This is a genomic window from Bacillus cereus G9842, from assembly GCF_000021305.1.
Classification (GTDB): domain Bacteria; phylum Bacillota; class Bacilli; order Bacillales; family Bacillaceae_G; genus Bacillus_A; species Bacillus_A thuringiensis_S.
This window is the reverse complement of record NC_011772.1, coordinates 2,337,041-2,363,136: the sequence shown is the minus strand read 5'-3', so window position 1 is coordinate 2,363,136 and position 26,096 is coordinate 2,337,041. Positions and strand designations below refer to the sequence as shown.

Sequence of the window (26,096 nt, the reverse complement as noted above, 5' to 3'; positions counted from 1 at the left end):
AAATTATGAAAGTATAAATTTGCGACAAACTTATGCTTTCTATCACATTCCATACCAATCAAGATAGTTAACACTATTAATGTAGTACTAACTATCTTAATTAAATATTACTAATAGTAAGTCTAAATATTATCAATTCACTTTATATTACATATATGTAAAAATAATAACATGATAAGCTTTTTCAAATTTTTCTCCTTGTAAAGATTTGAAAATAGCATTTCATTACTCTCCTTACTGTTAATATGCCTAGAAAAAGAACCCCATAGGGTTCTTTTTCTGTTCATTCCCTAAAGTCCCATATTAATAAAAAAAGAAGAGGGATATATCCTCTCTTCACCAATAAAATCGAACATCTTTACACTTAAGGAAGGGCATACATTCATCAAGAGATGAAATGAACAATAATAGTTCACCTAGTGAATTATAACATAAACCCAATTCCATTAATAGATAATATTAACATTTATGGAATAATTGTGACGGAATTGTTAAATATCTTAATATTAAAAGGCTTTATATGTATGTAAATTGAAAGTGGATAGTGTAAGGATAAAATATAAGGGGGATATATCATGTTTAACAAAAAACAAACATTCGTAACAACGGTAACAGCTTTAACACTAGGATGTGGATTTACATTCGGATTAACACCGGCCTTTGCAGATTTTAACAAGATTTCCGCCAACAATATTCCTGTTCATTCTATTCAGAACCAAGAACAAGAACCTTTTACTGGATATGTCATTTCAGTAGAGAACAATTATTTAGTAGTTGCAGCTACGTCCACAAAAGATGAAGCTCTTGCTTATCAACATGATTGGTGGAATCTAGTTTCTCAAAATAAGATTTTAAGAGTTCCTGTTTCAGATAGTGAAAACTACACATTAGGTGAGAAATTAAATGTATATGCAGCTGCATGGACTAAATCCCTACCACCAATAGCTGTTATGCCCACAATTGAAAAAGTATTTCATTAAATTATATTTAAAATTAAGAAGGGCATCATTCTAATTAGAATGATGCCCTTTATCTCACCAACTTTTTTCTCTTATTAATCAAGCTGTCTAGTGATAAATAAGAAATGGTTACAGTAAGAAAACCCCATAGCCTTTGTTTAATAACTGATTTACCTTTTAGAATAAGCTCTTCTCATTATTCAAATAGATCTTTAAGATTCCATAAAAGATCATTTCAAAGAGCATTATATAAAAATTGAGCATACTGTTCACGAGTTGCTGTCATAAATGGAGCAAATTCCCCTATCTCTACTCCTGCTAAAATATAATTAGAGTAAACTACACTAATTTCTTCTTCTACCCAAAAGTTAGCAGGTATACCTTTAAATTAATGCGGAGCTTTCACACTGTAGGGAAAAGCATTTTTAATTATTTGTTCCATCTCCGCGCGTGTAAACGTACCTTTTGTCCTAAGATTTCCTTTTTTGTCTCCTTTAAAAATCCCTAACTCTGTCACCGTCAAAATTTCTTTTAAAAACATTGTTGAGTTTTCATTAATATCATGATAAAGATTAGCAAATGACGACTTCCCTTGAATATGTAGTATCTGATCATCTTTCACATACCCCTTCAAATGCGCTCGATAAAGTAGTGCATCTACTTGTTCACAGGTACATTATCTCCCAAACCAAATATACCATCTCCGTATCCTACAATAACATTTCCCTCATTAGATAAATTATATATTGCATAAATGACCAATAATCCATTGGCACCTCATCAAACAGAATTCGTTTCGCTTTTACTTCAGCAAAACCTGTACTAGTTAATAGTCTCCCTATAATCGTATTGCCCTTAACACTTTTTCACTCTTGTTATTCTGTATATTATAATTTTATATAAAATCACAAAAAATTATACACATATTTCATAATTAATGTTAATATAACGATATACAGATTTTATTATTAGTAATTTATAACAGGAGATGAAAAGATGAAAGGACTTGAATTTTCAACCAGCCTATTATTCTTTTGGATAAAAGGCAGAGTAGACGTTGATAATAGGTTTGTAAAAACCAACTTATCAAACACATTATTTGGTTTTGTTCCTGCTGGTAAAGACCAACAAAACATTCCTCTAAAAAATATTTCTGGAGCAATGTTATCTACCAAGTATTTCTTTAAACCAATGATTTTAGGAATACTAATTTTCTTATTTGGATTAGGTACTTTAAGTGATAGTTTTATTGGTGGATTAATTTTACTACTATTAGGTATTGGAATTGCGGGTAGCGGTATCCAGACAATATTAAGAATTGAAAAAGCAGGAACACCTTATTATATTAGTGTCCCATTCTTTGAAAAAGAAAAAATGCAATTATTAAATGATATTATACAAAATGCTTTAGCAGACGACACAGACAAAACAGATTTAAATTTATTCTTCGATAAAAAATCACAATAAATATTATTATAGTTAAAATAAAACCTTATAATATAATTATATTATAAGGTTTTTTAAGTTAATCTAGCACAAGTTATTCTCAATAAAATTCTACTTTTACCTTCTCTTCTTGTAAAATTCATATGAATTCCCATCCCATCTCGCCTTTTACAAAATATTTTTTTATTTCTCAACATAAAATGATTAGAATTAAATTCCTAATCATAGTACCTACAGTTGTCAATTATCCTCCCTTTTTGAAAGGTCCTATCTTTAATGACAATTCCATTCAAATTTTCCTAACCTAAAATATCCTCTCTATTTCGTTTTCTTTTTAACCCCAATAGTATATATCCTCTTTTAATCTATTATATTCAAGTTACATGCCTCCATTTAGAGATGTTAAATTAACAAATATCTACTAAATGTCTATTAAAAACTCATATTACAATCGTTATCCAGAACCCAAAATACAAACAGATAAAGTACTCTTATTTCCTATTAGTGGCTATATCAGCGTAATTGTCTCTTGTCAGAAGATCCTATAATATTATGTACAACGAAATTAATTTTTCACTAATAAATTGGTGGGTGATATAAGTAAATCCACCTAACGCATCATCAGCAATCTACGTATTAACGGATTTATTCTAAGTAGATTAAAATGAGAGATTGATATCAAATTTACAAAAGGAAAAGAGAACGTTTAATTTGATTAATGTTATAAAACATATAAAGGAGGTTAAAACGTGGTACTCTCAAGACAAGATTCCTGGACGAACGATAACGATTTACTTCTCGCATCCACAGTACTCCAGAAGATTCGTAACGGTGGAACACAGTTAACTGCATTCAAGGAAGTAGCAAAGCTACTAAATCGGACACCTGCAGCTTGTGGATTTCGCTGGAATTCATACGTGAGAAAACAATACCAAGAGGAAATACAACAAGCAAAACAAAATCGAGAAGTGGGAAACAATATTTCTCCCTCTCAACAAAAAAAGAAACATACTCTTTATCTATGACATTAGATGATATTATTCTCTTTCTACAAAATTATAAAAAAACATATGAATTTACAAACTTACAAAGTCAAATAAAAACTTTAGAGACAGAAAATCATTCCCTTCTACAACGTGTAACTATGTACGAAGAAGAGTATCGTATGTTACTTAATCATATTGATAAGACAAGAAGTCTAGTTGAAATTAATTAAATAAAGTAGCAAATTACTTTTATACACTTAAGTCGTCACCTAAAAAACTCACTATATATAAATTAAGTTTAAACACTAATAAATAAAGTGCACGTTTACTCTTAATAAACGTGCACTTTATTTAATCCTTAAAACATAAAATTTAATTTTCAACTCATTAACAATATTAAAATTAAGATGTTTGTTTTATAGGTATTTGTTTACTTCTATTCTCAATAAGTCTATCTAATAGTAAGTAAACAAATCCAGAAATAATACAACCCACACCTAAGATTGTAAATAACATATGTCCTAAAAGCTGATCCAGTAATACACCGCCTAGAAGAGGTCCAAATACATTACCTGTAATCCATTGCAGATTAGCCGCCCCCATATAAGTCCCCCTCAAATGTTCTGGAGCTATATTAGCGACGAATGTCATTTGGACAGGTGACATAATCATTTCCCCTACTGTATAAACTGTATAAGCTATTAATAATGAGCCTAGAATAATTAAATCATTTGCGTCTATTACTTGAAACCACTTTGGTAACCATCCTATTGCTAAAAGGCCAACGCCAAAAAGAATAGCACCATATAGCATTGATTTACCAATTGGTTTGTGAGTTAACCACTTTGAAATAGGAAATTGGAAACATACAACCAATAAGCCATTTAAAGTCATTAAATATGGAAATGGATTACTATTTCCAAAAATCATTGTATTCTCATTACTAAAATGAAGTGGTAACATACCTTCCGATTGTGAGAATCCCATAAATATAATGATTCCCGTCACTATATAGAATAGAAATATTCTATCTCTTATAACAACTCTTAACGTAAATCTTATTGACTGTTTATGTGTTTCCTCATGTATCATTATATTTTTAGGCTTTGTTTCCTTTAGAAACAATAACATTAATATTGTATAAAACAGCATAGTTCCAGAAGTAATCAAAAATATGACATCTTTTGATACAACCACAACTGCTGCACCAATTATAGGGCCTATCGCAGCTCCTATATTATGAGCCATTCTAAGTAATCCATATGCCTCAGTTCTTTTTTCAGGTTCTGTTACATCGGTAACCATTGCAGATGCCGCTGGTTCAAAGAAAGAATTACATAGCCCTAAACCAATAGATAAAATGGCATACCCTATAAAACTATCAATAAACAAAAAAACAAGCATTAGTAGCCCATTACTGGCCATAGAGAGTACCATAGTTGGTTTCCGTCCATAAGTATCCGCTATATGCCCTCCAATTAATGAACCAAAACTCGCCGCAATTGGGGATAAAGCTATAACTATACCTACCTCAAGTAGAGAATCCACTTTATCCTTCAAATATAATGCAAAAAATGGAATTAACATCATCATTGCAATACCATTTAAGGCTTCTCCGATAAAGCGGATCCAGACATTAAGATCCATCCCCTTTAATTCTTTCCATGTACTCCTCATATAGTTACCTCGCCTATGCTCAAAGTATATTTTTATCCCAACAAAAGTTTTACTATATTATTATTAAAATCTAAATTTAGTCGGCTATGCTGCCCCCCCCCCCCCCCCGAAAAAACCTATCTTTTGATAAAATAATATAAACTTGTCCCTATAATTTCTAGTGCCTCCTGCATACGTTGAGGAGAAATATTTTCTAAAACGGTGTCTTGAGGTGTATGGAATACCTTTTCAACATGATAAATTAGGGGATTCCAACTCTCTACATCCATCCAAATAAATAGTGCTGAGGAAATTCCAGCTTCGTAAAATGGTACATGATCACTAGAATCAAACTTTCCAGTTAATACAACCGATTTCCCTAATGCTTTACTAGTAGCTACTGCAGTATTTGTTACTTCATTTTGAGAGCCATCTAGTGTCATTGCATATAAGTCCTTAGCCTGTTGGTAACTTGTCGCTATCATATCTGCATTAAAAACCCCTAGAATATGTTTCTTATCTGTTGTAGATAACTGATTAACATAATGGTAAGCACCTAAGGATTCATTTTCTTCTGCTCCAAACGCTATGAATTGAATTTCTTTATTAATCTCTATATCTTTAAAATTGTATGCTAACTCTAATAAAAGTCCTACGCCAGAAGCATTGTCATTTGCTCCAGGTGCTCCGATAACACTATCATAATGAGCACTCATTATTGCTACATCCTCATTATCTGTCTTGTATTTGGGCTTTTTTTTCGCAATAACATTTAATGAACTCAAATTCATTTCATGTTTTGCCTTTAAACTAACTATATTTTTATTATGCACTATTTTATCTTTCATTCTAATTCCCTGATTATAAGCAAGCCCAAATACAGGTATTGATTGTTTCTTTTTTAGAACTGGGTTAAAGGCTTCTCCATAGTTGCCTCTATCCCCAATCGTACTATATAACAATACAGCTTTTGCTCCCTTTTCTACTGCATACTCAACTTGTTCATTATATTTCTCATACGTATCAGCTTGTTCCAGTAATACTATTTTCCCATGAATTGGCTCAGGTGAATTTTTAATATCGTTCTCTTTTCCTATAGAAACTACCGGCCCTACGACAGGATCTTTAGGTATAGATGCATTAGATGCTGCTCCAACTTGCCATTCTTTTTCTCCATACACACTAAAAGAGATACTCCCAATATATTGATCTGATACAGGAAAGGCCTGATACTCAACTTCATACCCTAATTTTTTTAATGTATCTCCAATGTATGTAGCTGCTTTATGTTCTTCCTTAGTCCCACTTGGACGTGGACCAATTTTCTCAGACAGAAAACGTGTATGTTCAATAGCTCGACTAGCACGAACCTTATCTGACATGAGAGAACTTTGGTCGTTCTTAGTCATAGCATGTACTAGTATTACATCCTCAGATAAATTACTAAAAAGGAAAAGCAACAAAATCCCAAAAGTTACAATAAGCTTCTTTATAAGAGTTAGTTTTTTCATTTGTCCTCCCTATGATTAAAAAAGATTAATAGTAAAACCTTCCCTCCTAACACACTTACTTAGAAGAAAAGGTTCATTAAAATAATCTCTAACTCAAGTTACATGTAAAAATAAATAAACCGATAGTGCCTTTTATATCTCCAAATAATTCATTTTTGTTTGCATACCAGTAATATTTTTATGAAACCAATTAAGAGTCTCCCATGACCTCTTTCTATTCGTATAATCAGTTTCCTGAACCTCAAATACAATTCCTATGTTTTTATCCAAAGTATTGTTCTTCACTTTTAATAAAGTTTCATGTAATAAACTTTCATCAATAGATCCATTAGCCGGATTCTCTCCCTCATAGCAACGTATCTCACTATAAGGAATCGTTAAATGCTTAAAAGAACTAAAATGAAAATGTTTAATATAATCCATTAAGCTTAAATACTTATGAAAATCCTTATATTCAATTTCTTCTTGCCTTAATAATTTAGAAATACCTAAACGTGTAAGATAGGTTATAGTCCAATGACATATATCCCATGTTATTCCAACGTTAGATAACTCCAGATTAACCAAATCAGTAAAATCTTCGGGATATATAAATATAGGATCAAAATCATCGCCCAAGTTTCCAATAATGGGTAGGTTTTCAACGCCAATCCATATATCAGTCCCTTTTATTTCCTCATCTAGCATATTAAAGAACTCTATAATCCTTTTTCTATTATCTAGAAGATTATAGTTTTGAAATTCCGCGACATTCATGAATTGATTAGCATGCACTGTTATACCTGATGCATTATACTTTATAGCAAGGTTAATAAATTCATATAGTTGCTTTTTAATAAATTCATCATTGAGATAGTCTGCATTATCAGTAGGAAAATGCAGCGTTAACAAGGATGGATTAAGGGTTTGAACAAAAGACAGGACCTCAGAAAACCTTTTTGTATATGAGTTATCAAATAAAGATGTCCCATCAAAAATATTTGCTTCTAATCCATAGCCTTTTTCAACCCATTTTAAGTCAATCTGTTTACTATCTAAACCAAAGAACGGGACCTGTGGTATTAACATATTCTCTTCACCTACCATGTCCCCCTTACTAACATAAATGCCTCAGCCGCTTGGTATCCAGATTTGGCACCCCATACAAATGCGTTATGTCTCATTGCTTCTATAGAGCGTGGATGAGGAAATTCCCTTAACTCAGATTCATAATGTCTCATCGCACTTAATTTCTCCTCCAAATGATCTTCAATATTCACAAAATAATTAGGAAGAAACTTATCTTTTTCATTATAATTCCACTCTGTAGAAGATAAAGTTTCATATGCAAATACCCATTTGATATTAGTATCTGGCAGAGGGCGTGTCGCTGTCATTACTGCTCTGTAAACAACAGTATGATCAATATTTATATCTCCACCATATTGAGTATAAATAATTGTAGGATTTATTTTTTTAATGTGATTTTCAATCTCTTTCACTACATCAAGTAAGGGTAATGTATCAAGACGATTATCAGGGAAATCTAGTCTTGCAAAACTTTTTACACCAAGTGTAGTACATGCCCCCTCTGTTTCTTTATAAGATAAGTTCTTAACCTCTAAATCTAGCTCTTTATATTCTTTAGCTCTAGAAGATTTTCCCTCTGCAAGTATTACAACATGTACATCATCACCTTGTTTCACATGTTTCGCTATTGTTCCACCAACACCAATTATTTCATCATCCGGATGAGCGGCAAATACAAGTACATTCATAAAATTTTAGACTCCTTTAATTAATTTTTCTGTTTCCTTTGGTCCACAATTTAGTAAAATATCTAAAATAGATAAATGTGGTATAAATTCCCCAAATAATTGCTTGTAGGAATAATCCCTTATTCTTTGGTAGATAATTTCTATATTTTCATTCTCAAAATCATTTTCGTCTAAATAATCTTGCCCTAAACTTCCAGAATAATAAGTACTGGCATTAAATTTCTGACACAACTCTAATACAAAATCACTTTTCTTACCTGTAATCCCCTCTAAATCTGATACATAATATAGTTCCGTATCAATGTTTAATTCACGGATAATAAAATGAATAAAATTCATGTTCATATCATTTAAATTAATCCAATCTTCCGAATAAAAATTTTCTAAATAATCCTTATATACATTAAAGTAAGGTGCATTAGAATAATTAATTCTTATTGCTTTCCAATGCTTCCGTTCCCAATCTTGAGTATTGTCTATCTTTAACTTATTAAATGGAATTTCTTTATAATTCTTCATTTGTATTGGAACAGTTAACCAAGACGCTCCTTGTGAAGTTTTAATACGATTCCTATTTAAAAAACCTTTTTTTTCAAATTGTGCTATATCATGAAATACAAACACATCTGATTTATGAATTTTTTCAAAAAAACCATACCAAGGTAAATAACTTGGTTGGTGGCCACTAATAATCATAGTTTAAATCCTTTCTTTTAAACAAAAACATTTTTTCAAAGCTGCCCCCCAGTATATCTTAGGTCTAGCAATCCCTTTATTATGTGAATATCCTAAATCCGCATACTTTAATTTATTATGAATTGCTAATTCAAACGCATCATTTAGTAGTAAATATGAAGATTGTGAATTTTTCCCTTCGGTATTGTTAATGTTAATCCAATAATATAAAACCTTTTTATCCATTATAAAAATGCTGGAACTAATTAATTCTTCTTCTAAGAATGCCCCTAAGAAAAGGATTTTTTCTTGCAAATTAAGAACTAAATGATAAAAAAACTCTCTACTAAATGAATAACTCGCTCCTATACTTGTATTATGTTCTTGATATAATTGGTAAAACTCATCTAATTCCGCTACAGTTATAGGACGAACTTCAACATTCTGTTTACGTGCATACCTAACACTTGTCCTAGCTTTTCCAGAACACGATGTCCATAAATCCTCAAACCTATTTGGTAGATCTAGCATATAAGTTTCTTTATAATCCCACTTTTCTTTACTATAACTTTGAAAAGGATTTATCGTTATAGGTAATAAAAGCTTTTGAATTTTATTTTCAAACTTCTTATTTATTATGGATTCATAAACTGAAAAATCTATTTTATCTTGGCCAATTATTATTGGACCTCCATAACCAATTAAACTTCCCAAAAGCCTACCATCCTGTACATACATAGGAGTTAAAACTACTGTATCTCGTGTTTCTATTAGTACTGGGAAAAATTGAACACCAGGTAATAATTCCATTAACTTTCCCCATTCGTAACTATGAAATACAGAACCATTGTATTCTTCCATACAGGCATCCCAATATTGGGCGTCAGTACATATTTCGATTTCCATATAATCACCTTTTAATTCTTATTCTCTAAATATTTCAGAATTTGACTACATATATACTTAAGGTCCTTATTCACTAAAGGATATTTAAAAGGTATTGATAATACCCTTGGCCATAAATAATCTATATTTTCTGACTCAGTTGCGTACTTCGAAAAAATAGGGATCTCACTCAGGGGTAAGTAATTCCAACAAGTTTGTATACCTTTTTCCGCTAAATGTACAGAACACTCATATCTATCAGATGATTCTTTGAATATAATGGTAAAATAGTTTAAATAAACATTCTGAGCTGAAAATATAATCTTAACGCCATACTTTTCTTCAATTACCTGCAGCATTGTATAACACAGACTAGCGTTGCATATATTTATTTCTAAAATCTTCTTTGTTTTCTGTAGGTGTTTATCAATTAACAATGAACGTACTATAGACATTCTTTTTGGATTTATAACTTCCGTTTTCTCCGGTAAAGAATCTAATTTACTATTATTATAGGAGGGCAGAATCTCTAATTTCCTCCAATAATTAGTAAATAAACTCAGTACTCTACTCTTTTTTATTTTTATAGCCAATTGTGTTTTTAAATGATTCTTATAATCTAAAATTACTTCTTCCTTCTTTTCTTCACCCATGTCACATAATTCACTTATTGTACGATTAAGAAGTAACGCTCCTCCCCCAATACTTGGGATCGGTTTAGTTCCCCCAAAACTTAAAATACCAATGTCGCCTAAACTACCAACTGGCTTTCCATTTTGATAAGAAAACATTGCTTGTGCAGCATCATCGATGATATAAATATTATTTTCTCTAGCCCAGTCAATAATTTCTAAATCGTCATGACATCCATACAAGTGCGTAAGAATAATTGCCTTTGTATTAGCATTCCAATGTTTTTTTATTTTATTAAGAGAAATTGAATGATTAGTGTTTAAATCAATTAATACAGGTTTTGCTCCCACCGTTAATATTGCTTCTATTACATTAGGACAATTAAAGTTTGATAGAATTACTTCATCTCCCTTTGCCACTTTTAAGTACTTTAAACCAACTACTAATGCAGATGTACCGCTATTAGTTAATACAATTTCTGCATCCGGATAAAGAGCTTGAAGACTTTTTTTAAGTTTAGAATCATTAGGTCTATATACACTTTTCAAAAAAAATACATGATCAGATATACTCCAAGGAGAAGAATATATGGGATACTTAATTTTCTTTGGATTCTTAGGATATAGATACTGTGTTTCCATACTTCTCCCCTATTATTATCTCTAGTCCTTTATCTAATGAAATAATTGGTTGATAGTTTAAAAATAATTTAGCTTTCTCTATTGAAGGGATTCTTCTAAAGATTTCAATGCTAGAATTTCGGACTCCCTCTTCACCTAAATCAAGAAATTTAATTTTACTTTTATTGCCCATTAATTCATTAATTTTTATTGCTAGTTCTTCCATAGATATAGGTTTGTTATTGCCAATATTAAAATCTGCAAAGTTTTCTCCTTCATATTCAAAGGCTAGTATAGTTCCGTTAACAATATCACTTATATAACTAAAACATCTAATTTGCTGTCCATCTCCATAAATAGTAATATCTTCACCACTATGAGCTTGTTTTAAAAACTTAGAAATTACAAAGTTATCATTTTGTTGTGAACCGTATACATTAAAATAACGAACCACTCTAATTTTTAAACTATTACTAGCGTATTCTTTCAAATAATCTTCGGACATTAATTTAGCTTTTCCATAAGCTGATTTTGGAATTTTAATATCATTTTCTTTAAACGGAACACTCACTCCATCCCCATATACCTCCGAACTGGAAGAAAACAATAATTTTTCTATGCCATTTTCGTTACAAACCTGTACAATATTTTTCGTGCCTTCAAAGTTCACCCTCACTACATCTTCTTCATTTAAACGGCAATTATCAACACCCACTAATGCAGCTAAATGGATTACCCCATCGACATCAATAAGATTTTCTCTTAATGTTGCAATATCTAAAATATCAATTTCTTTAAAAGGAACATCAATACTTGGTTTAAATTTATCAAATATAACTACTTCATACCCCCTTGCTAGTAACTCCTTTGTAACATGCTTACCAATAAATCCGCTGCCACCAATAACCCCAATTTTCATAAATATTTACCTCCCTATTTTTAATTGATATAGACTTTTTAAAGACGTTATAATATGTTCAACCTCATTGTCTGTAAGAGCACTATACAGTGGTAATGAAATAATTTGATTAAATATCTCTTCCGTTTTAGGTAAATATACGTTAAATCTCTCTTCATAATACGGATGCATGTGAACAGGAATAAAGTGAACACTTAGCCCAATGTTTCTCTTTTTCATTTCTTGAATTATCTGATCTCTACTAACAGGAGAATTAGAATTAATTTTTATAACAAATAAATGCCATGCGTGTTTTACACTTGGATTGTTAGTATAATTAGGTAACGTTATATACTCTTGAACCTCTTTTAATTCCTCTTGGTACCTTTCAGCTATTCTCTTGCGTTTTTCAATCATTTCATCAGCTCTTTTTAACTGACTAATACCCAAACTAGCTTGTAGATCCATCATGTTATATTTAAACCCAGGTAATAGAACATCATAACGCCAGCTTCCTTCTTCACCATAACGATTCCATGCATTTTTGGTGATACCATGCCAACCATATAATCTAGCTTTTTCAGCAATCGATTCATTTTTAGTGACTAACGCTCCACCTTCACCTGTTGTTATATTTTTTGTGGCATAAAAACTGAAACAAATAACATCTCCATGTGTACCAATTAAAGTATTATCATATTTTGTTCCTAATGCATGCGCTGCATCCTCTATCAAAAACAGTCCGTATTCTTTACATAGTTTTTGAAGTTCTTTTAATTTAGCCGGATATCCAGCAAAGTGAACTGCAATAATTGCTTTCGTTTTTTTAGTGATTTTTCTTTTAACATCTTGAAGATCAAGACATAAATTCTCTTCATCTATATCTACAAATACAGGTTTTGCACCTACATGCATAATAACGTTTACACTTGAACAAAAAGTAAAACTTGGAACTATTACTTCGTCTTCTAATCCAACTCCCAGAGACAGTAATGCTAAATGTAATGCGGCAGTCCCTGAATTACAACTTACTACATGTTCAGTATTCAGATATTCTTTTAAATTCTCTTCAAACTCTATCACTTTTGGCCCCTTTGAAAGCCATCCAGATTTAAGGGCAGAAACTACCCTATCTATATCTTCATCATTGATTTCCGGTCGATAAAAAGGAATAAACTCTACCATGTAATCACCTACAAACTTATAATATTTTTTTTATATACTGATTCATCTTTAAATATGTTTCTTGTGTCTAAAATTAAACAATTTACCTCGTTAAGCAATTTAAAATTAATGCAATCATGATCCGTATGAACAATAATTAAAGTGTATTTGTCTAATTGACTTAGGTTTAAATCTATAGATTTTTTCAATGTGTTATCGCCCACAATGAGTTCCTCTATAAACGGATCGTAATAATCCACGTTATAGTCTTCTATCATTAAATCATTCATAATATCCAAAGCTGGCGATTCCCTAGCATCATTAACATTCTTTTTATATGCAACACCAACCATAAGAATATCCTTACCATCTTTATCATCTAGTAACTGTAGTGCTCTATTAAGAACGTACTTAGGCATGTTTTCATTAATTTCTCTTGCCACATCAATCATTTTTGTTGCTAAATCCTTATTATTTGCAATCCACTTAAAATAAATAGGATCAATCGGAATACAGTGTCCTCCTACGCCAGGGCCAGGATAGAATTTTTGAAATCCAAATGGCTTAGTTCCTGAGGCATCAATTACTTCCCAAATATTTATGTTTAACTCATTACAAATTTGTGTCATTTCATTAATAAAAGCGATATTTATAAAACGATACGTATTTTCTAATAACTTAGCTGTCTCTGCTACTTCTGGACTGCTTACCTTATGAATATCCTTAATTAAGTTACTATAGAAAGCTGCTGCACAATCGGTACAATTAGATGTAACTCCACCTACGATTTTTATAATATCTTGAATTGAAAACGATTGATTTGCAGGATCGATTCGCTCTGGAGAGTATGCTACAAATATATCTACACCAATTTTAAAATTAGTTTTCTGTTCTAATTTGTATAAAACTTCTTCTCTTGTAGTACCTGGATAAGTAGTACTTTCTAAGATAATTAATGTACCTTTTTTAATGTATTTAACTATTTCATCAACTGCTGAATGAATATATGTTAAATCTGGTTGTTTACTAGTTCTTTCTAATGGTGTAGGAACACATATAACTACAACATCACATTCGTTTATATAATCCATTTCTGTACTAACAAAAAATCTATTTGTATGTAAAGCATCTTGGATTTCAGTATCTTGAATATCACTGATATAGCTTATTCCACGTTCTAGTTTTCTTATTTTTACTGAGTTTTTATCAAAACCTCTTACCGCATAACCTACTTCTAAACATTTAAGAGCCGATGGTAGTCCAACATAACCTAGGCCTACATATCCAATACACGCATTTTTATTTGCAATTTTTTCAACTACTAAACTTTTAGTTTCATTATTTAATACTGTGACCATTACTTATCACTTCCCCAAAAGATTTGATATTAAAATGCTTACTAGCAAATAATAACTGTGCGTTCTAAAATCCCATGGATGCATATAAAATACTGAATTAGCAACAAACTACATTTTTGGCACTATCAATCCTCCTAATTTAATAAACATCTAAATTTGTAGAAATTCATGCGAAATATCAAGATGTAATTTATATCTATAATATTCACACGTTATTTTTTGGGATTCAATTGATATTTTTCTATTTTTTTACTTTCTCAATATATAATAATATTTATAATTCAGAAAATTCTTTTTTAAAAAACCAAATATTTTTATATCATTAAAACAATATAATAGTTGTTATATCTACATTTAGTACGATTTTCATCCTTGAATAAAGAAAAAATTATGCTTATAATTATCCAATAAATCCCATTTTTTAGTGATTTAAATGAACATTTAACCATAACTAAAATGGATGAGTTTCATATTTTTTACTTTTCATTAAAATTAATGGAAAAAAATCTATCTGAATTATAAAAAACAATTTGAAATATATTCAAATTGTTGACATAACAGATGAATTTATTAACACTTGTTGATTTTGTAATAATTCTCAAATACATAAACTCCTTAATGCTACCCAAAAATCATAATGACGCTTTACATCAAAAAAATTGCAACCCTCTACATTTAATGGGGGTTGCGATTTTTATGTACAAATAATTTTTATAAATTTTGCGTTAACCTAATCATATCCATACATTGAATACCATTTTCATATATTTCTTCATTATAATTTCGTAAGAAAAAGTCCTTATCCACACTGGTTATTCTAAAACCACATTTTTGATAAAGGCCTAGTTGCATTAAACTAGAATTTCCTGTGCCTATTTCTATAGTTTTATATTCTTCTTTTTTAGCATAGTCTATAGCAAACCCAAGTAAATATTTCCCATATCCTTTTCCTTGCTCTTTTTCGGAAACTGCTATATTTATAATCTCAATCGTTTCTGTTCGGGTAGGAATTAAAATCATAATACCTACAGTAACAGCACCTTTTTTTAAAACAAAACAATCTCCCTTTTTAAGATATCCATTAACTACTTCTGTTGAGGGATCAGCTAGTAACAATAACTCCATTTCTTCCATGTTAATACTTGTACTTTTTTCTATACTAATTCCATCCACATTATTTAATTCCATTTCTAACATCCTCCCAATCAATATTTTCAATTAATATCTTAAATGAATTCCTTCTTATAAGACAATATCAAAAACAATATTAATGTTTTTTAATAGACAGGGTGCTGGGAAATCTTTTTGAATTTTATAGAATGAATATAATGAAATATAATAAAGACTATAAATTTTCCACTTTAAATTCACTTAATCCGTATAATAGGTATGTTATTTTATTTCTGTTTTTTCATTTCTTCTTGCCATGTAGCACCAACACCACCTGATGGTGTATTCCACCGGTCTTCTTGTCGTTTAATACGCTCCATGTCTGCATCGCTCGGCTTAAATCCTTCTACTTCCTTATGTTGCTGTTCCTTATTATGATATTGTTCAACTTCTTTATTATTAGGTTTACAATTGGTAGTAGCTTCTTCGGGCTTATTATCTGCCTTTATACCTGCTGTACTAGATGCGGGCTTATCATTCGTTTCAATATTCTTGCCTTCGTTTATTTGAGGCTTGTAATTATTTGGATTATTCTCATTAGATTGCACGCCTACGTTTTTCTCTTCAGCCCAAAGATTATTTTTTTCACCCCATCCAACAGGAATAACTGAATACATTTTGTTATCTTGACCAACATAATCCGCACCAAGTAACTAATCATTTCATATTTATTTTTTTATTTACTTTTGTTGGAAACTCGTCTATCTTCACATCTTCCCAAGCTATTGCACTTTTTTTCAGTGTAATATACATGTAGAAATACTTCTTTACGAAGATTCAAGTTGTACCGCATGTATCATCTCACTATTTACAAAATAAAGTTAGGCTCAAAATTCTTACACTTGAACAACTGTTTTGTTTTCATACCGTTTATAAGCCTTTGTAGAGGAATAGTATTAGTATGTCCAAGTTTGATAACTTTTTTTCACCAAAACCTACAACTGATCTCATCACTACCATATCTTTATCAGTAATTATCTTCATTGTGGGTTCTTAAATTATACTATTTTCATAACATATGCAGAAGAAATATAACCTACTTGTTTTTAATCTGCCGTTTTAAATAGTGCGTTCTAAAAAACTACTCTTCTTCTAAAATAGCGTAATAATATTCATCCCACCATTCATTCCCATGTGGTATACACTTCCTAAAATAGCCTTCTCTTCTCATTCCAATCTTCTCCATCACTCGATATGATGGAATATTTTGTGGCTGACATGTAGCTATAATCCTATGTAATTTCATTTCCTTAAAGCCATATTTCAATGTAGCTTGTGCTGCTTCAGAAGCATATCCTTTATTGAAGTATTTTGGATTGAACACCCAACCAATCTCATATGTATGCTCACCAAAATATTTATGAAAAACTATATGACCAATCAGAATATCTTTATTAATTAATACTACAGGAAAGTTCTTAGCGTTTTCACCAATGTTTTCATTCACAAAGTTCCTTGTATTTTCTTCAGTAAAAACCCCTTCAGGTATGTATTTCATAACATTGATATCTGATGTATACTCATGAACAGCTTGCCAATCTTTGAACTCAAATTTTCGTATTAATAATCTTTCTGTTTTTATAAACATTTACTTTTCCCCCTCAAAAAATTGCAACTATATTTAAAATCCACTTTTAACCCTTAAAACAAAAAGAACTTGCAGGAATCTCTACAAGTTTTTTTATTTTAAGGTGAAAATACGGGCCAAACAAACTATCTTACAGCTTGACTTTAGAAACTTTAGGGGTAATGCTTTGACAAATATACTATATAACAAATATTGACATCCACGGAATTTATTTTTGAAAATTTTGTGAATTAAGAAAGAAAGTAGTTTTTTTCTTAGATATTATTGTTAATAACTGATGGTATCATTATATTTCATTCTGCAACTTATTTAGAAGAGATATGTACATTTCGAAGAAGTTCTTCAATAAGTTTTGTTTTTTCATTTACCTTTGTGGCATATGTGAAATCACCATAACAATATGGATACCTAAAATTATTTTTATTTCCACCACAAGTATACATCGCTGGATTTTGATCAACCTTCATCTTAGAAAACGTTTTGGCTGAATCCTCCGAGTGTTGTTTAACTTCTTGACTAGCAATAAAATCAATATACCCTGGCCCCATATTATAGCTTTGAATAATTGTATCCATGCTAACATCCTTGTCCGTTCCATATTTGTACATTTTAGCAAAGTGTTTTACCCCTTGTTTAATGCTCAAGCTTGTCTCTTGAATTTCATTTGGTTTTAATCCAAGTGATTCGGATGACTGCATAGGGTCGTTTCCCTCACCTCTACTCTCTTGGTACATAATTCCTAATAAAACTGCAGTTTTCTCTCCTAAATTATATTTTTCTAATTCTTTTTTTAAGGTAGACTCATATTGCAATACACGTTTTTCGGTGGCTAGTGCTTTATTTTGTTGAATATTGGTTTTATGATTAAAATAAAGCATTCCAAGTATTATTCCTAAGCCTAAAATACTAATAAGGAACACTTTTATAATTTGTTTTTTACTTGTATCCTTCATATATTCCTCCTCGTATAAAAAATTCAATTTTTCAAAGGTAATTGGTTATTTACAAACTATGTAATGAACATCTATCTCCCGCCCTTTTTAGACTCAAACATCAATACTTTAAGGTTTCAAGTTTAATATAAAAATTTAAAGATAAGGTAAAGATAAGATAAAGATAAGATAAAGGGCATTTTTTATACGTACTTTAAAAGATATTGGTACAAAGGGATATGTGGGGAAATTTGTTGATACAAAAGGAATTAGTAATAATGGAAAGGTTAACGTACAAATTATTAATTATGGAAATATCATTCCAGAAGATCTACCCTATCTTTTCAATATACTTCATATAAAAAATTACAACATAACATATAATAAAAAACGGCAAACCCTCGACGTAGGAGAATCCACCATCACAAATAAATGATTATTTCACACCTAGTTTTTTTTTTACTTTCTTAGGAAGCTCGTCTTCCTGCACTTCCTCCCAAGCTGTTACACCTTTTTTATCTAAATGATATACACGTAGGAATAGACCTACGCTACCTTCTTTCTTCACCTTCCCATAGAATTTGTTAACATTATCATCTTTCTCCTAACTAACATCTGTTACTTTTACTAATTTCATATGAGAAATCCCCTCCAAATGTACACACTAAGAATGAGATTTGATAGAAGATGCTTGTCTACATTTTGACTTTTCCAAAATACGAATAATATACCATTCGTTAATGGTCTGATTCGACTTTTCCTATTGAAACTGGAATATTTGGTCAAATATATTAAACACGCAAATAACTTGATATCGTATCTCATGATTTTTAAGAATAATTCTGTTTTTCATTGTAGTAGTAAGGTTGTTTATCTCATATTGAATTACCTTTCATTTTTCTTACAAGCTCGCAATGTTTTTGAAAATACAGTTTATAAAGCCGAGAATTATGATTTTTTCAGAGATAGCATTGAGGGGTTTTTCATATGCACTGTACTATACTCCCGTACAGGTTTCATTTACAATTCATTGTATTTTCTTTACCGTTCACCAAGTTAAAATGGAACAAATTTATTACTTAGAGTGTCTATTATGTGTATTCCTAAAAATATGAAAGGACTTATTATTCCCAAAAGTAAAGTGATGTAAAAAAAGTGTGTATTGAAATACTTCATTTAAATGTTACGAGTTTAATACTTTCACAGGTAAACTATTACAAGTGTAAGCAAAAAAGAAACACCCTAAACAGTAACCGTTCATTCATATAAACGCTTTGGTTCTGCTTATCCTGTTAAAATTCAACTTCAGAAGTATTGGTATCCAACACCCACTTTAATTAACATCGGTATTTAAAATACCAAAACAAAATCCATATATTGTTGAAAGAGGTTGAAAATTCATGTACGTTTTAAACAAGTTCTTTACCTACAAAAAGATTGTACCTGTCGTATTACTTTCATGTGTAACACTAATAGGGTGTTCTAATAGTAATACTCCATCTGAACCACCTAAGCAAACAAAACAAATAAAGCAAATTAAACAAGAAAATACAGGTCATGATTCTTTTGCTAAGCTTGAAAAAGAATATAATGCTAAGCTTGGTATTTATGCTCTGGATACAGGTACAAATCAAACTGTTGCTTATCATCCAAATGATCGTTTTGCATTTGCCTCTACATCTAAATCATTAGCAGCGGGAGCTCTTTTACGTCAGAACTCAATAGAAGCTCTTGATGAAAGGATTACGTATACGCGTGAAGACCTTTCTAATTATAATCCAATTACAGAAAAGCATGTGGATACAGGAATGACGTTAAAAGAACTTGCAGATGCTTCTGTTCGATATAGTGACAGTACGGCACATAATTTAATTCTTAAAAAATTAGGTGGTCCATCCGCATTTGAAAAAATCTTGAGAGAAACAGGAGATACGGTTACTAAATCTGAACGATTTGAACCTGAATTAAATGAAGTACATCCTGGAGAAACGCGCGATACCAGTACACCAGAAGCGATCGCTAAGACACTTCAATCATTTACATTAGGATCTGCACTTCCAACAGAGAAACGTGAATTATTAGTAGATTGGATGAAGAGAAATACGACTGGTGATAAGTTGATTCGTGCGGGCGTACCAAAAGGATGGGAAGTAGCTGATAAAACAGGCGCAGGATCTTATGGAACAAGGAATGATATTGCGATTATTTGGCCACCAAACAAAAAGCCAATTGTTCTTGCCATCCTTTCTAATCATGATAAAGAAGATGCAGAATATAATGATAAGCTTATTGCTGACGCGACTAAAGTTGTATTAGATACTTTAAAAGTTACGAATAAAAACTAATAAATTAATAGTTTTCCGTGTTAGGGAGTATATTCTCTGATAAGAGTAACCATACATGAACGTCAAATGATGTTAGAAAACGAAAAAACACGCAGTTCCATTTGGAATTGCGTGTTTTTATTTTGCTAATTTATTGGGGATAACCGCTTGTGTCATCCAGTGCTGATTGGATTGCACATGGTCTTTTCGAACAAATTTCCCTACGGATTTTGAAAAATCATTATAGTGAAACGCATCCGTTAATCTAAGTACATACCCTTCCTGAATCCCTCCAAAGAGTGAAGTACCGTTGTAGCACGAACGAATTACCTTTTCATTATAAGGGCCACGATATAACACTGGAACGTGTGCAAGGCCTAACTTTTTACACCATGCAACTGTTGCATCCCACGATAAACATTCATTTTTCTCATTCCATATTGAAAAGACATAAAAATAGGAAGTCAGTGCTGTGTAGTGAATGCTATGACAAGCATATACATTTTCACCACATATACGCCATCCTTCTGGAATTCTATACCCCATACTTCCTTGTAACGTTTTTACCCATGTTCTCGATGGGTGATGACCACTTGATAACGACCTTGCATGAATAGCATCTTTATAAAGGGATGTATTTTCACCATCTAACTTTTCTAGTACGATTACTTCTTGAGTTTCAAATCCGTCCATATTTTGTAGAACACGGTCATCACTTGTTACCCCTATCGACCAAGGAACGTGCAATGTTCGTGGATATTTACAAGCATTTTTTCCCTTCTCTACTTCGCAAATGCATCTGCATCTGCATCTCGGAAAAAATATAATTTCGTAAGCATCTCATCACCGCAGTAATGATAGATTTCACGTGCTGCCTCTTCCCCGCCATGTAACATCTTCATATGAAACTCTGTAATCATTAATACTTTCTCAATAAACTCCTATTCGAAACCAAGTTCCATTAAAAAGTGGCAAGCGATGTGAGTACTGACATATTCGTGACCATAATACGAATGGTACCCTTTGAGCTTTTTAAATACACGGCAAAACGGTTTACCTGTATCATGGAATGCTGCAGCACTTTGCAGAAGAAATAAATCTTCCCCTACATAATTCTCTGTTAAATGAGCGTATACCATATATGTGTGCTGACATAATGGTAAGGAATGATAGGGGTTTCCTTGATTATATTGAAACATATCAGAAAAGAACGGGATGTTCTTCATGACAAATTGAACACCACACCCATGCGTCTCCTCCTGTTTCACCATTACAGTTTACTCTAAGTCCCGCTTTACTTGTTCGTTTATGGTTTCTTGTAGTTCGAATAAGACGATGCACAATCCGCTCTGATTTTATGTAATCTATTAGCTTGAATCGTTACTTAAATATAAAGGGTTTCTCGGAAACCTATCCTTTTTTTCCTAAGGCAGTGTAAATCGTAACCTCTGAATAACTCATGAATATCTTTATACCAATTGTGATATCTACAATTTTCTCCCCAAGCAGCAATCAACATATTTTCCATTAAAGTTTTTTATTTCCAATATTTCATCTAACTTCGTACGATTAATTACTTCCTGTAGTAGTCTTTCTACTGTATCTATTTTTATCTCATTTGGTTTTCTCAATATTTTTCACTTCTATTTTTTGATTGTTATGACTGGCACCTGCTCGGTGTCGGAAAATTCACTGTAACCATAATAAAGTAGAAAAAACAATAAAATAATTGTCCAAATAAATATAAAAACTTTATAACTATACTTCATATGAAAAACCTCATTTTCCCTATATAAGTGAATGTACATACACCTTATAAATCCAATTACATAAATTATTGGATATTTTAGCAGTAGAGAATCATTAAGTATTAGAAATTGTTATTCATAAACATATCCAAGAAATCTTCTAAAAAATATCATCTAGGCATTTTAACATTTTATCAAAATGCACAGATAATATTTTTACGTTTAGCTAAGTAATGCTTTTTATGTAATAAATCCTTATCTCTATTTCACCTTAATGTTTATATGTACAAGAGTCTGTGTAGCAACTAGACTGTACTTTAAATATGTACTAAATTGTGTGTGGGAAAGGAAGCACATTTTATTTAAAGTTTTTACTTTAAACCCCTTAATTAGTTGGTAGTCTTCTTCATTCAGACAGAAAGGAAATTTAAAGTGTGCACTTATTTTCAACTCAGACTCTTTACTACACACACTCCTATACACATAAAACATCTATAAATTTCGTAACATTACAGAAACAACAAGAAACATTAACGAAACAATAATAACATTAAGTAATAGTTTTGTAACACAAATGTAACACAATGTATTTAATCGTACAATACTTTTTTAGCTAATTATCAACAAAGTTCTGTTAATATCGTTCAAATTTAATAATGTTCCCATAAAGTATTACATATTGCTTGTGAAATGATTTTTCAAAATATAACGAATCATACCATGATGGAGGAATATTAATTCAATTTAAAAATAAATGGATTGATATCTTTCTAGCTTTTGTATCCCAATCATGTTGTAGAGCGGATTATGGTTATCCAATTAATGTAGGTGACCATGCACAAGCTAAGCCTTCTAAATAATTACTGTACCTAAAAAAAACAAGTAATTATACTTGTTTTTTTAGTTTACTTTCCAATATCGAAACAGTTTTATGTGCTTTCTTTTCCTGTCTACATTGGATGCATATCTTACTAAAGATAGCTTCTATTTTTTTTATGATTCTAGTGAAGTAATTAATTGCTGACGTTCTTTATCTCTATAAATTTTCATTTCATGTTTAAACTCGTAATTTCCTACTTCAAATCTAGCCCATTCCTTACTTGTCCAATATACTACATTTACATTTTCTCTTAAGATTGCAGAACACACATCCACTAATTCATCTTCGTAAAATGGAGCCTCTTTTGCTAATTCAAAAGCAAGCACTTTTGGATCCTTAGTTTTAATTTGAAGTTCCCTAGAGGTTTGCCCTAAATACTGCCATGGTGATGGTATTGATTGAACTTGGGCATTTCCCCTATCTTGAAACTGTGATGGAGAATCATTTGTTGAAGCAAATGTAGGTTTACTTACTCCTATTGCTGTTCCTAAAAAAATAGAACCAATAATAAGTTTTTTAATCATTTTTTCAGCTCCTTTAATAATTTTGGATATGCTTCATTTTTATACCACGTTCATGGTCATGTAAATGAAGAAAATTTGACATAATTATGCATTTTTCTTAAAAAATGCATATTAATTACGCACCTTAAATTTACCCAAAAACAAAATTATTGGTTTAATGAAACTTTTTTGTCATAAGTATACACTTTTTGTATAAAAATTAGTTTTTAAAATATTTGCATACTTATTGATAAAGCTTCCTGCTATCCGTTATTCGAAGCCAGTTTATCTCCACCTACTCACTTCGCATTCCTTGAAGAAGGAATCCTCTTGACTAAAATGATAAAAAAAGTTGGGGATTCCCCCAACTTTTTAATACGTCTATTGTCTGATTAAACCTGTAGATGTAACCCGATATGTTCTTTTCTTTCCTATATATTCCTGTTTTCCATTCTCAAGGTTAGTTAAAGTCGCTCGTGTTTTTTCCTTCGCCACTTCCCCTTCTATATGAGTAAATTCTATATAATCTCCCTCTTTTACAGGTACTGTTTGGGTTTCAGCATTTTGTTGTCTATTTCCTATAATTTCCTTATTGTACAAAACGCTACCAGATGAATTCTGGACTTTAATACTTGCATATGTGCTATTGAAATAAGAATGCGGCACACCAGCTTCTAATTTGATTTTCAGCTCTTCTGCTGTTTTATTATAATCTACTTTTGCAATTTCTCGATCACTATATCCTTTTAGGGACCATGCAAATTGTTTTCCATCTAGAATTGTTGTCTCTGGCATTTTTTCTACTTTCTTTAATCCCTCTTTTGTAACCTCATACCTTGCTGACTTTCCAATAGTCTCATTTTTATTATTTTCAAGATTCGTTAATGTTGCGCGTGTTTTTTCCTTTGCTGCTTCCCCTTCTATATGAGTGAATTCTAAATAATCTCCTACTTTTACAGGTACTGTTTGGGTTTCAGCATTTTGTTGTCTATTTCCCATAATTTCCTTATTGTACAAAACGCTACCAGATGAATTCTGGACTTTAATACTTGCATATGTGCTATTGAAATAAGAATGCGGCACACCAGCTTCTAATTTGATTTTCAGCTCTTCTGCTGTTTTATTATAATCTACTTTTGCAATTTCTCGATCACTATATCCTTTTAGGGACCATGCAAATTGGTTCCCTACTAAAATATCAGAATTTTCATTTGTAATTTCTACTTTTTTCTCTACAGTTCGATCAAATATGTCTGTTAATGTAATTTTAGCAAAAGCCGTTTGAGGCAATTGCATAGTTTGACTTACCTCAGTTTTGTAAGACTTAATATTATCGATTACTTTCAAAGGTTGTCCCATTAACTTTTCATTGTCATAGATTTCAATTTTCCCTTTAAACTGTGGAGTACTTTGTTCTTTCAATTTCCATGAAACATTTAATTTTCCATCTTCAAAGCGAGTATTTTGAATATCAAAATCTAAATTTCCCATTTCTGGTTGACTAGGCTGATTTATATTAAAGGTTTTTCCAGTACCAATAGTTGATTGAGTATTTCCTCCTGCCCTAACCCATAGATATTCTGAAGTTGCTCCTCCATCGTATTGATAGGACGTATCATGTTGCCCAGAGATACGCTGATTATTCCAAGAATTCCATTGTTTATCTGAAACTTTTCTGCTGTATCCATTTTTAAGACGTGCTTCTCTTACATCTTGTCCATTACCAGCCCAGTCCTCTTGAAACATCGATAAACCATAGTTAAATGCCACATTTGCAACTGGATGATCCATAATAGCAACTAACTTCCATTGATTTAATTTATTATCTTTTATCCACTGGCCAAACTTTGTATGGCCATCTTCTTGCCAAGAACGTAGAGTCATTCGATACCATTCACTATCTTTCCAATTATAAGTTGTTTGTACCTTTAGACCTGTTCCTTCTCCACCAAATCTACTGGCTTCTGAAGTCGGCGATAAATATTCAGCTTTTATTGCTTGGTTTGATGCTATTGGATCCCAAAGCGCAAAGTGAAGGGTACGTTTACCGAATTGATCAAAACCACTTTGTTGTTGGAAGCCCGCATAACCACCACCTTCTCCTCCCTGATTCCAGTTATGCACAGCCCAATATGTATAAGGTGCTGTTTGGACTGGTGACCAGTCTATGCTAATAATATCTGAAGCAGCAGTATTCTGTGGTGTTACATAAACTGATGGGGTATGAGATCGGGTTGCTGCCTCTGTACTAGAAATTGGTGCTCCATACATTGACAACATGGTACAAGCCGTTGAAACCATAACAATTTCTTTTATTTTTCCCCTTGTTTTTACTTTAAACATAACTTCCTATCTCCTTTTAAATTATTTTAGTTACATTGAATAATAACCCTATATATCCCT

22 protein-coding genes and 4 pseudogenes are annotated in these 26,096 nt (G+C 31.4%); 5 read left to right on the top strand and 21 right to left on the bottom strand.

Annotated features, from left to right (window positions below):
- Positions 1-575 precede the first annotated feature (575 nt).
- Positions 576-980, top strand: coding sequence for a DUF3221 domain-containing protein (locus tag BCG9842_RS11790; protein WP_000482311.1), 405 nt, complete (start codon positions 576-578; stop codon positions 978-980).
- A 367-nt stretch (positions 981-1,347) separates the two neighbouring features.
- Here the strand turns inward: BCG9842_RS11790 and BCG9842_RS11785 are convergent, their stop codons facing one another.
- A complete protein-coding gene (locus tag BCG9842_RS11785; protein ID WP_002162801.1) occupies positions 1,348-1,581 on the bottom strand; it encodes an S-layer homology domain-containing protein in 234 nt (77 codons plus the stop codon).
- Positions 1,582-1,955: 374 nt separating this feature from the next.
- Here BCG9842_RS11785 and BCG9842_RS11780 point away from each other — a divergent pair, with 374 nt between their 5' ends.
- Both BCG9842_RS11780 and BCG9842_RS29660 read left to right on the top strand, forming a co-directional pair.
- A complete protein-coding gene (locus tag BCG9842_RS11780; RefSeq protein WP_000677076.1) occupies positions 1,956-2,426 on the top strand; it encodes a hypothetical protein in 471 nt (156 codons plus the stop codon).
- A gap of 728 nt (positions 2,427-3,154) precedes the next feature.
- Positions 3,155-3,621, top strand: a pseudogene (locus BCG9842_RS29660) (RsfA family transcriptional regulator).
- A 172-nt stretch (positions 3,622-3,793) separates the two neighbouring features.
- On the opposite strand, the gene BCG9842_RS11765 reads toward BCG9842_RS29660, so the two are convergent.
- The 15 genes and pseudogenes from BCG9842_RS11765 to BCG9842_RS31800 form a co-directional block, all read right to left on the bottom strand.
- The gene (locus BCG9842_RS11765) at positions 3,794-5,068 is read right to left on the bottom strand and encodes an MDR family MFS transporter (protein ID WP_001258008.1); all 1,275 of its coding nucleotides are present in this window, start codon (positions 5,066-5,068) and stop codon (positions 3,794-3,796) included.
- Positions 5,069-5,184: 116 nt separating this feature from the next.
- A complete protein-coding gene (locus BCG9842_RS11760; RefSeq protein WP_000737100.1) occupies positions 5,185-6,558 on the bottom strand; it encodes a M28 family metallopeptidase in 1,374 nt (457 codons plus the stop codon).
- 132 nt (positions 6,559-6,690) lie between these two features.
- Complete coding sequence (locus tag BCG9842_RS11755; protein ID WP_015945782.1) at positions 6,691-7,626, bottom strand: endonuclease; 936 nt, start codon at positions 7,624-7,626, stop codon at positions 6,691-6,693.
- Positions 7,627-7,637: 11 nt separating this feature from the next.
- Positions 7,638-8,315: a PIG-L deacetylase family protein gene (locus BCG9842_RS11750; protein WP_001101895.1), complete on the bottom strand. Its 678-nt coding sequence runs from the start codon at positions 8,313-8,315 to the stop codon at positions 7,638-7,640.
- 6 nt (positions 8,316-8,321) lie between these two features.
- Positions 8,322-9,011: a WbqC family protein gene (locus BCG9842_RS11745; protein WP_000587149.1), complete on the bottom strand. Its 690-nt coding sequence runs from the start codon at positions 9,009-9,011 to the stop codon at positions 8,322-8,324.
- 3 nt (positions 9,012-9,014) lie between these two features.
- Entirely contained in the window at positions 9,015-9,896 is an 882-nt protein-coding gene (locus BCG9842_RS11740) for a GNAT family N-acetyltransferase (RefSeq protein ID WP_000401946.1), read from the bottom strand.
- Positions 9,897-9,907: 11 nt separating this feature from the next.
- Complete coding sequence (locus BCG9842_RS11735) at positions 9,908-11,149, bottom strand: aminotransferase class V-fold PLP-dependent enzyme (protein ID WP_000449979.1); 1,242 nt, start codon at positions 11,147-11,149, stop codon at positions 9,908-9,910.
- On the bottom strand, positions 11,124-12,047 hold the full coding sequence (locus BCG9842_RS11730) for an NAD-dependent epimerase/dehydratase family protein (RefSeq protein ID WP_000690425.1): 924 nt from the start codon (positions 12,045-12,047) through the stop codon (positions 11,124-11,126). The genes BCG9842_RS11735 and BCG9842_RS11730 overlap by 26 nt, the downstream gene beginning before the upstream one ends.
- A 6-nt stretch (positions 12,048-12,053) precedes the next feature.
- Positions 12,054-13,211: a DegT/DnrJ/EryC1/StrS family aminotransferase gene (locus BCG9842_RS11725; RefSeq protein WP_000229111.1), complete on the bottom strand. Its 1,158-nt coding sequence runs from the start codon at positions 13,209-13,211 to the stop codon at positions 12,054-12,056.
- An 8-nt stretch (positions 13,212-13,219) separates the two neighbouring features.
- A complete protein-coding gene (locus tag BCG9842_RS11720) occupies positions 13,220-14,548 on the bottom strand; it encodes a nucleotide sugar dehydrogenase (RefSeq protein WP_000259079.1) in 1,329 nt (442 codons plus the stop codon).
- 711 nt (positions 14,549-15,259) lie between these two features.
- Entirely contained in the window at positions 15,260-15,736 is a 477-nt protein-coding gene (locus tag BCG9842_RS11715) for a GNAT family N-acetyltransferase (protein ID WP_000422453.1), read from the bottom strand.
- 209 nt (positions 15,737-15,945) lie between these two features.
- Positions 15,946-16,371 (bottom strand): annotated as a pseudogene (locus BCG9842_RS11710) (hypothetical protein); the annotation flags it as partial.
- Between the two features lie 428 nt (positions 16,372-16,799).
- Positions 16,800-17,306 (bottom strand): GNAT family N-acetyltransferase, encoded by a 507-nt coding sequence (locus tag BCG9842_RS11705; protein WP_000470152.1) that lies wholly within the window; start codon positions 17,304-17,306, stop codon positions 16,800-16,802.
- A 305-nt stretch (positions 17,307-17,611) separates the two neighbouring features.
- On the bottom strand, positions 17,612-18,259 hold the full coding sequence (locus BCG9842_RS11700; RefSeq protein ID WP_000655722.1) for a lysozyme family protein: 648 nt from the start codon (positions 18,257-18,259) through the stop codon (positions 17,612-17,614).
- Between the two features lie 415 nt (positions 18,260-18,674).
- Positions 18,675-18,779: pseudogene (locus BCG9842_RS31800) on the bottom strand (YxeA family protein); the annotation flags it as partial.
- Positions 18,780-19,638: 859 nt separating this feature from the next.
- On the opposite strand from BCG9842_RS31800, the gene blaIII reads away from it, so the two are divergent.
- Positions 19,639-20,583 carry a class A beta-lactamase BlaIII gene (gene blaIII, locus BCG9842_RS11690; protein ID WP_000289420.1) on the top strand — a complete coding sequence of 315 codons (945 nt, stop codon included), beginning with the start codon at positions 19,639-19,641 and terminating at the stop codon, positions 20,581-20,583.
- 117 nt (positions 20,584-20,700) lie between these two features.
- On the opposite strand, the gene BCG9842_RS11685 is transcribed toward blaIII, so the two are convergent.
- From BCG9842_RS11685 to BCG9842_RS11675, 3 genes are all read right to left on the bottom strand, one after another.
- Positions 20,701-21,255, bottom strand: coding sequence for an RNA ligase family protein (locus BCG9842_RS11685; RefSeq protein ID WP_000348600.1), 555 nt, complete (start codon positions 21,253-21,255; stop codon positions 20,701-20,703).
- 89 nt (positions 21,256-21,344) lie between these two features.
- Positions 21,345-21,482 carry a hypothetical protein gene (locus BCG9842_RS11680; protein WP_000627208.1) on the bottom strand — a complete coding sequence of 46 codons (138 nt, stop codon included), beginning with the start codon at positions 21,480-21,482 and terminating at the stop codon, positions 21,345-21,347.
- Between the two features lie 21 nt (positions 21,483-21,503).
- Positions 21,504-21,833 (bottom strand): hypothetical protein, encoded by a 330-nt coding sequence (locus tag BCG9842_RS11675; RefSeq protein ID WP_000240601.1) that lies wholly within the window; start codon positions 21,831-21,833, stop codon positions 21,504-21,506.
- A 1,181-nt stretch (positions 21,834-23,014) separates the two neighbouring features.
- Between BCG9842_RS11675 and BCG9842_RS30965 the strand changes: the two are divergent.
- Positions 23,015-23,170: pseudogene (locus BCG9842_RS30965) on the top strand (DUF2278 family protein); the annotation flags it as partial.
- A gap of 133 nt (positions 23,171-23,303) precedes the next feature.
- Here BCG9842_RS30965 and BCG9842_RS11670 read toward each other — a convergent pair.
- Entirely contained in the window at positions 23,304-23,714 is a 411-nt protein-coding gene (locus BCG9842_RS11670; RefSeq protein ID WP_000592185.1) for a hypothetical protein, read from the bottom strand.
- 360 nt (positions 23,715-24,074) lie between these two features.
- Complete coding sequence (locus tag BCG9842_RS11665; protein ID WP_000477424.1) at positions 24,075-26,036, bottom strand: DUF3472 domain-containing protein; 1,962 nt, start codon at positions 26,034-26,036, stop codon at positions 24,075-24,077.
- Positions 26,037-26,096: the final 60 nt, after the last annotated feature.

Bases quoted from the DNA above. Each gene is read 5' to 3' on its own strand.
- BCG9842_RS11790 (WP_000482311.1), top strand. From the start codon at position 576: ATGTTTAACAAAAAACAAACATTCGTAACAACGGTAACAGCTTTAACA.
- BCG9842_RS11780 (WP_000677076.1), top strand. From the start codon at position 1,956: ATGAAAGGACTTGAATTTTCAACCAGCCTATTATTCTTTTGGATAAAA.
- BCG9842_RS11765 (WP_001258008.1), bottom strand. From the start codon at position 5,068: ATGAGGAGTACATGGAAAGAATTAAAGGGGATGGATCTTAATGTCTGG.
- BCG9842_RS11760 (WP_000737100.1), bottom strand. From the start codon at position 6,558: ATGAAAAAACTAACTCTTATAAAGAAGCTTATTGTAACTTTTGGGATT.
- BCG9842_RS11755 (WP_015945782.1), bottom strand. From the start codon at position 7,626: ATGTTAATACCACAGGTCCCGTTCTTTGGTTTAGATAGTAAACAGATT.
- BCG9842_RS11750 (WP_001101895.1), bottom strand. From the start codon at position 8,315: ATGAATGTACTTGTATTTGCCGCTCATCCGGATGATGAAATAATTGGT.
- BCG9842_RS11745 (WP_000587149.1), bottom strand. From the start codon at position 9,011: ATGATTATTAGTGGCCACCAACCAAGTTATTTACCTTGGTATGGTTTT.
- BCG9842_RS11740 (WP_000401946.1), bottom strand. From the start codon at position 9,896: ATGGAAATCGAAATATGTACTGACGCCCAATATTGGGATGCCTGTATG.
- BCG9842_RS11735 (WP_000449979.1), bottom strand. From the start codon at position 11,149: ATGGAAACACAGTATCTATATCCTAAGAATCCAAAGAAAATTAAGTAT.
- BCG9842_RS11730 (WP_000690425.1), bottom strand. From the start codon at position 12,047: ATGAAAATTGGGGTTATTGGTGGCAGCGGATTTATTGGTAAGCATGTT.
- BCG9842_RS11725 (WP_000229111.1), bottom strand. From the start codon at position 13,211: ATGGTAGAGTTTATTCCTTTTTATCGACCGGAAATCAATGATGAAGAT.
- BCG9842_RS11720 (WP_000259079.1), bottom strand. From the start codon at position 14,548: ATGGTCACAGTATTAAATAATGAAACTAAAAGTTTAGTAGTTGAAAAA.
- BCG9842_RS11715 (WP_000422453.1), bottom strand. From the start codon at position 15,736: ATGGAATTAAATAATGTGGATGGAATTAGTATAGAAAAAAGTACAAGT.
- BCG9842_RS11705 (WP_000470152.1), bottom strand. From the start codon at position 17,306: ATGTTTATAAAAACAGAAAGATTATTAATACGAAAATTTGAGTTCAAA.
- BCG9842_RS11700 (WP_000655722.1), bottom strand. From the start codon at position 18,259: ATGAAGGATACAAGTAAAAAACAAATTATAAAAGTGTTCCTTATTAGT.
- blaIII (WP_000289420.1), top strand. From the start codon at position 19,639: ATGTACGTTTTAAACAAGTTCTTTACCTACAAAAAGATTGTACCTGTC.
- BCG9842_RS11685 (WP_000348600.1), bottom strand. From the start codon at position 21,255: ATGGACGGATTTGAAACTCAAGAAGTAATCGTACTAGAAAAGTTAGAT.
- BCG9842_RS11680 (WP_000627208.1), bottom strand. From the start codon at position 21,482: ATGATTACAGAGTTTCATATGAAGATGTTACATGGCGGGGAAGAGGCA.
- BCG9842_RS11675 (WP_000240601.1), bottom strand. From the start codon at position 21,833: ATGGTGAAACAGGAGGAGACGCATGGGTGTGGTGTTCAATTTGTCATG.
- BCG9842_RS11670 (WP_000592185.1), bottom strand. From the start codon at position 23,714: ATGATTAAAAAACTTATTATTGGTTCTATTTTTTTAGGAACAGCAATA.
- BCG9842_RS11665 (WP_000477424.1), bottom strand. From the start codon at position 26,036: ATGTTTAAAGTAAAAACAAGGGGAAAAATAAAAGAAATTGTTATGGTT.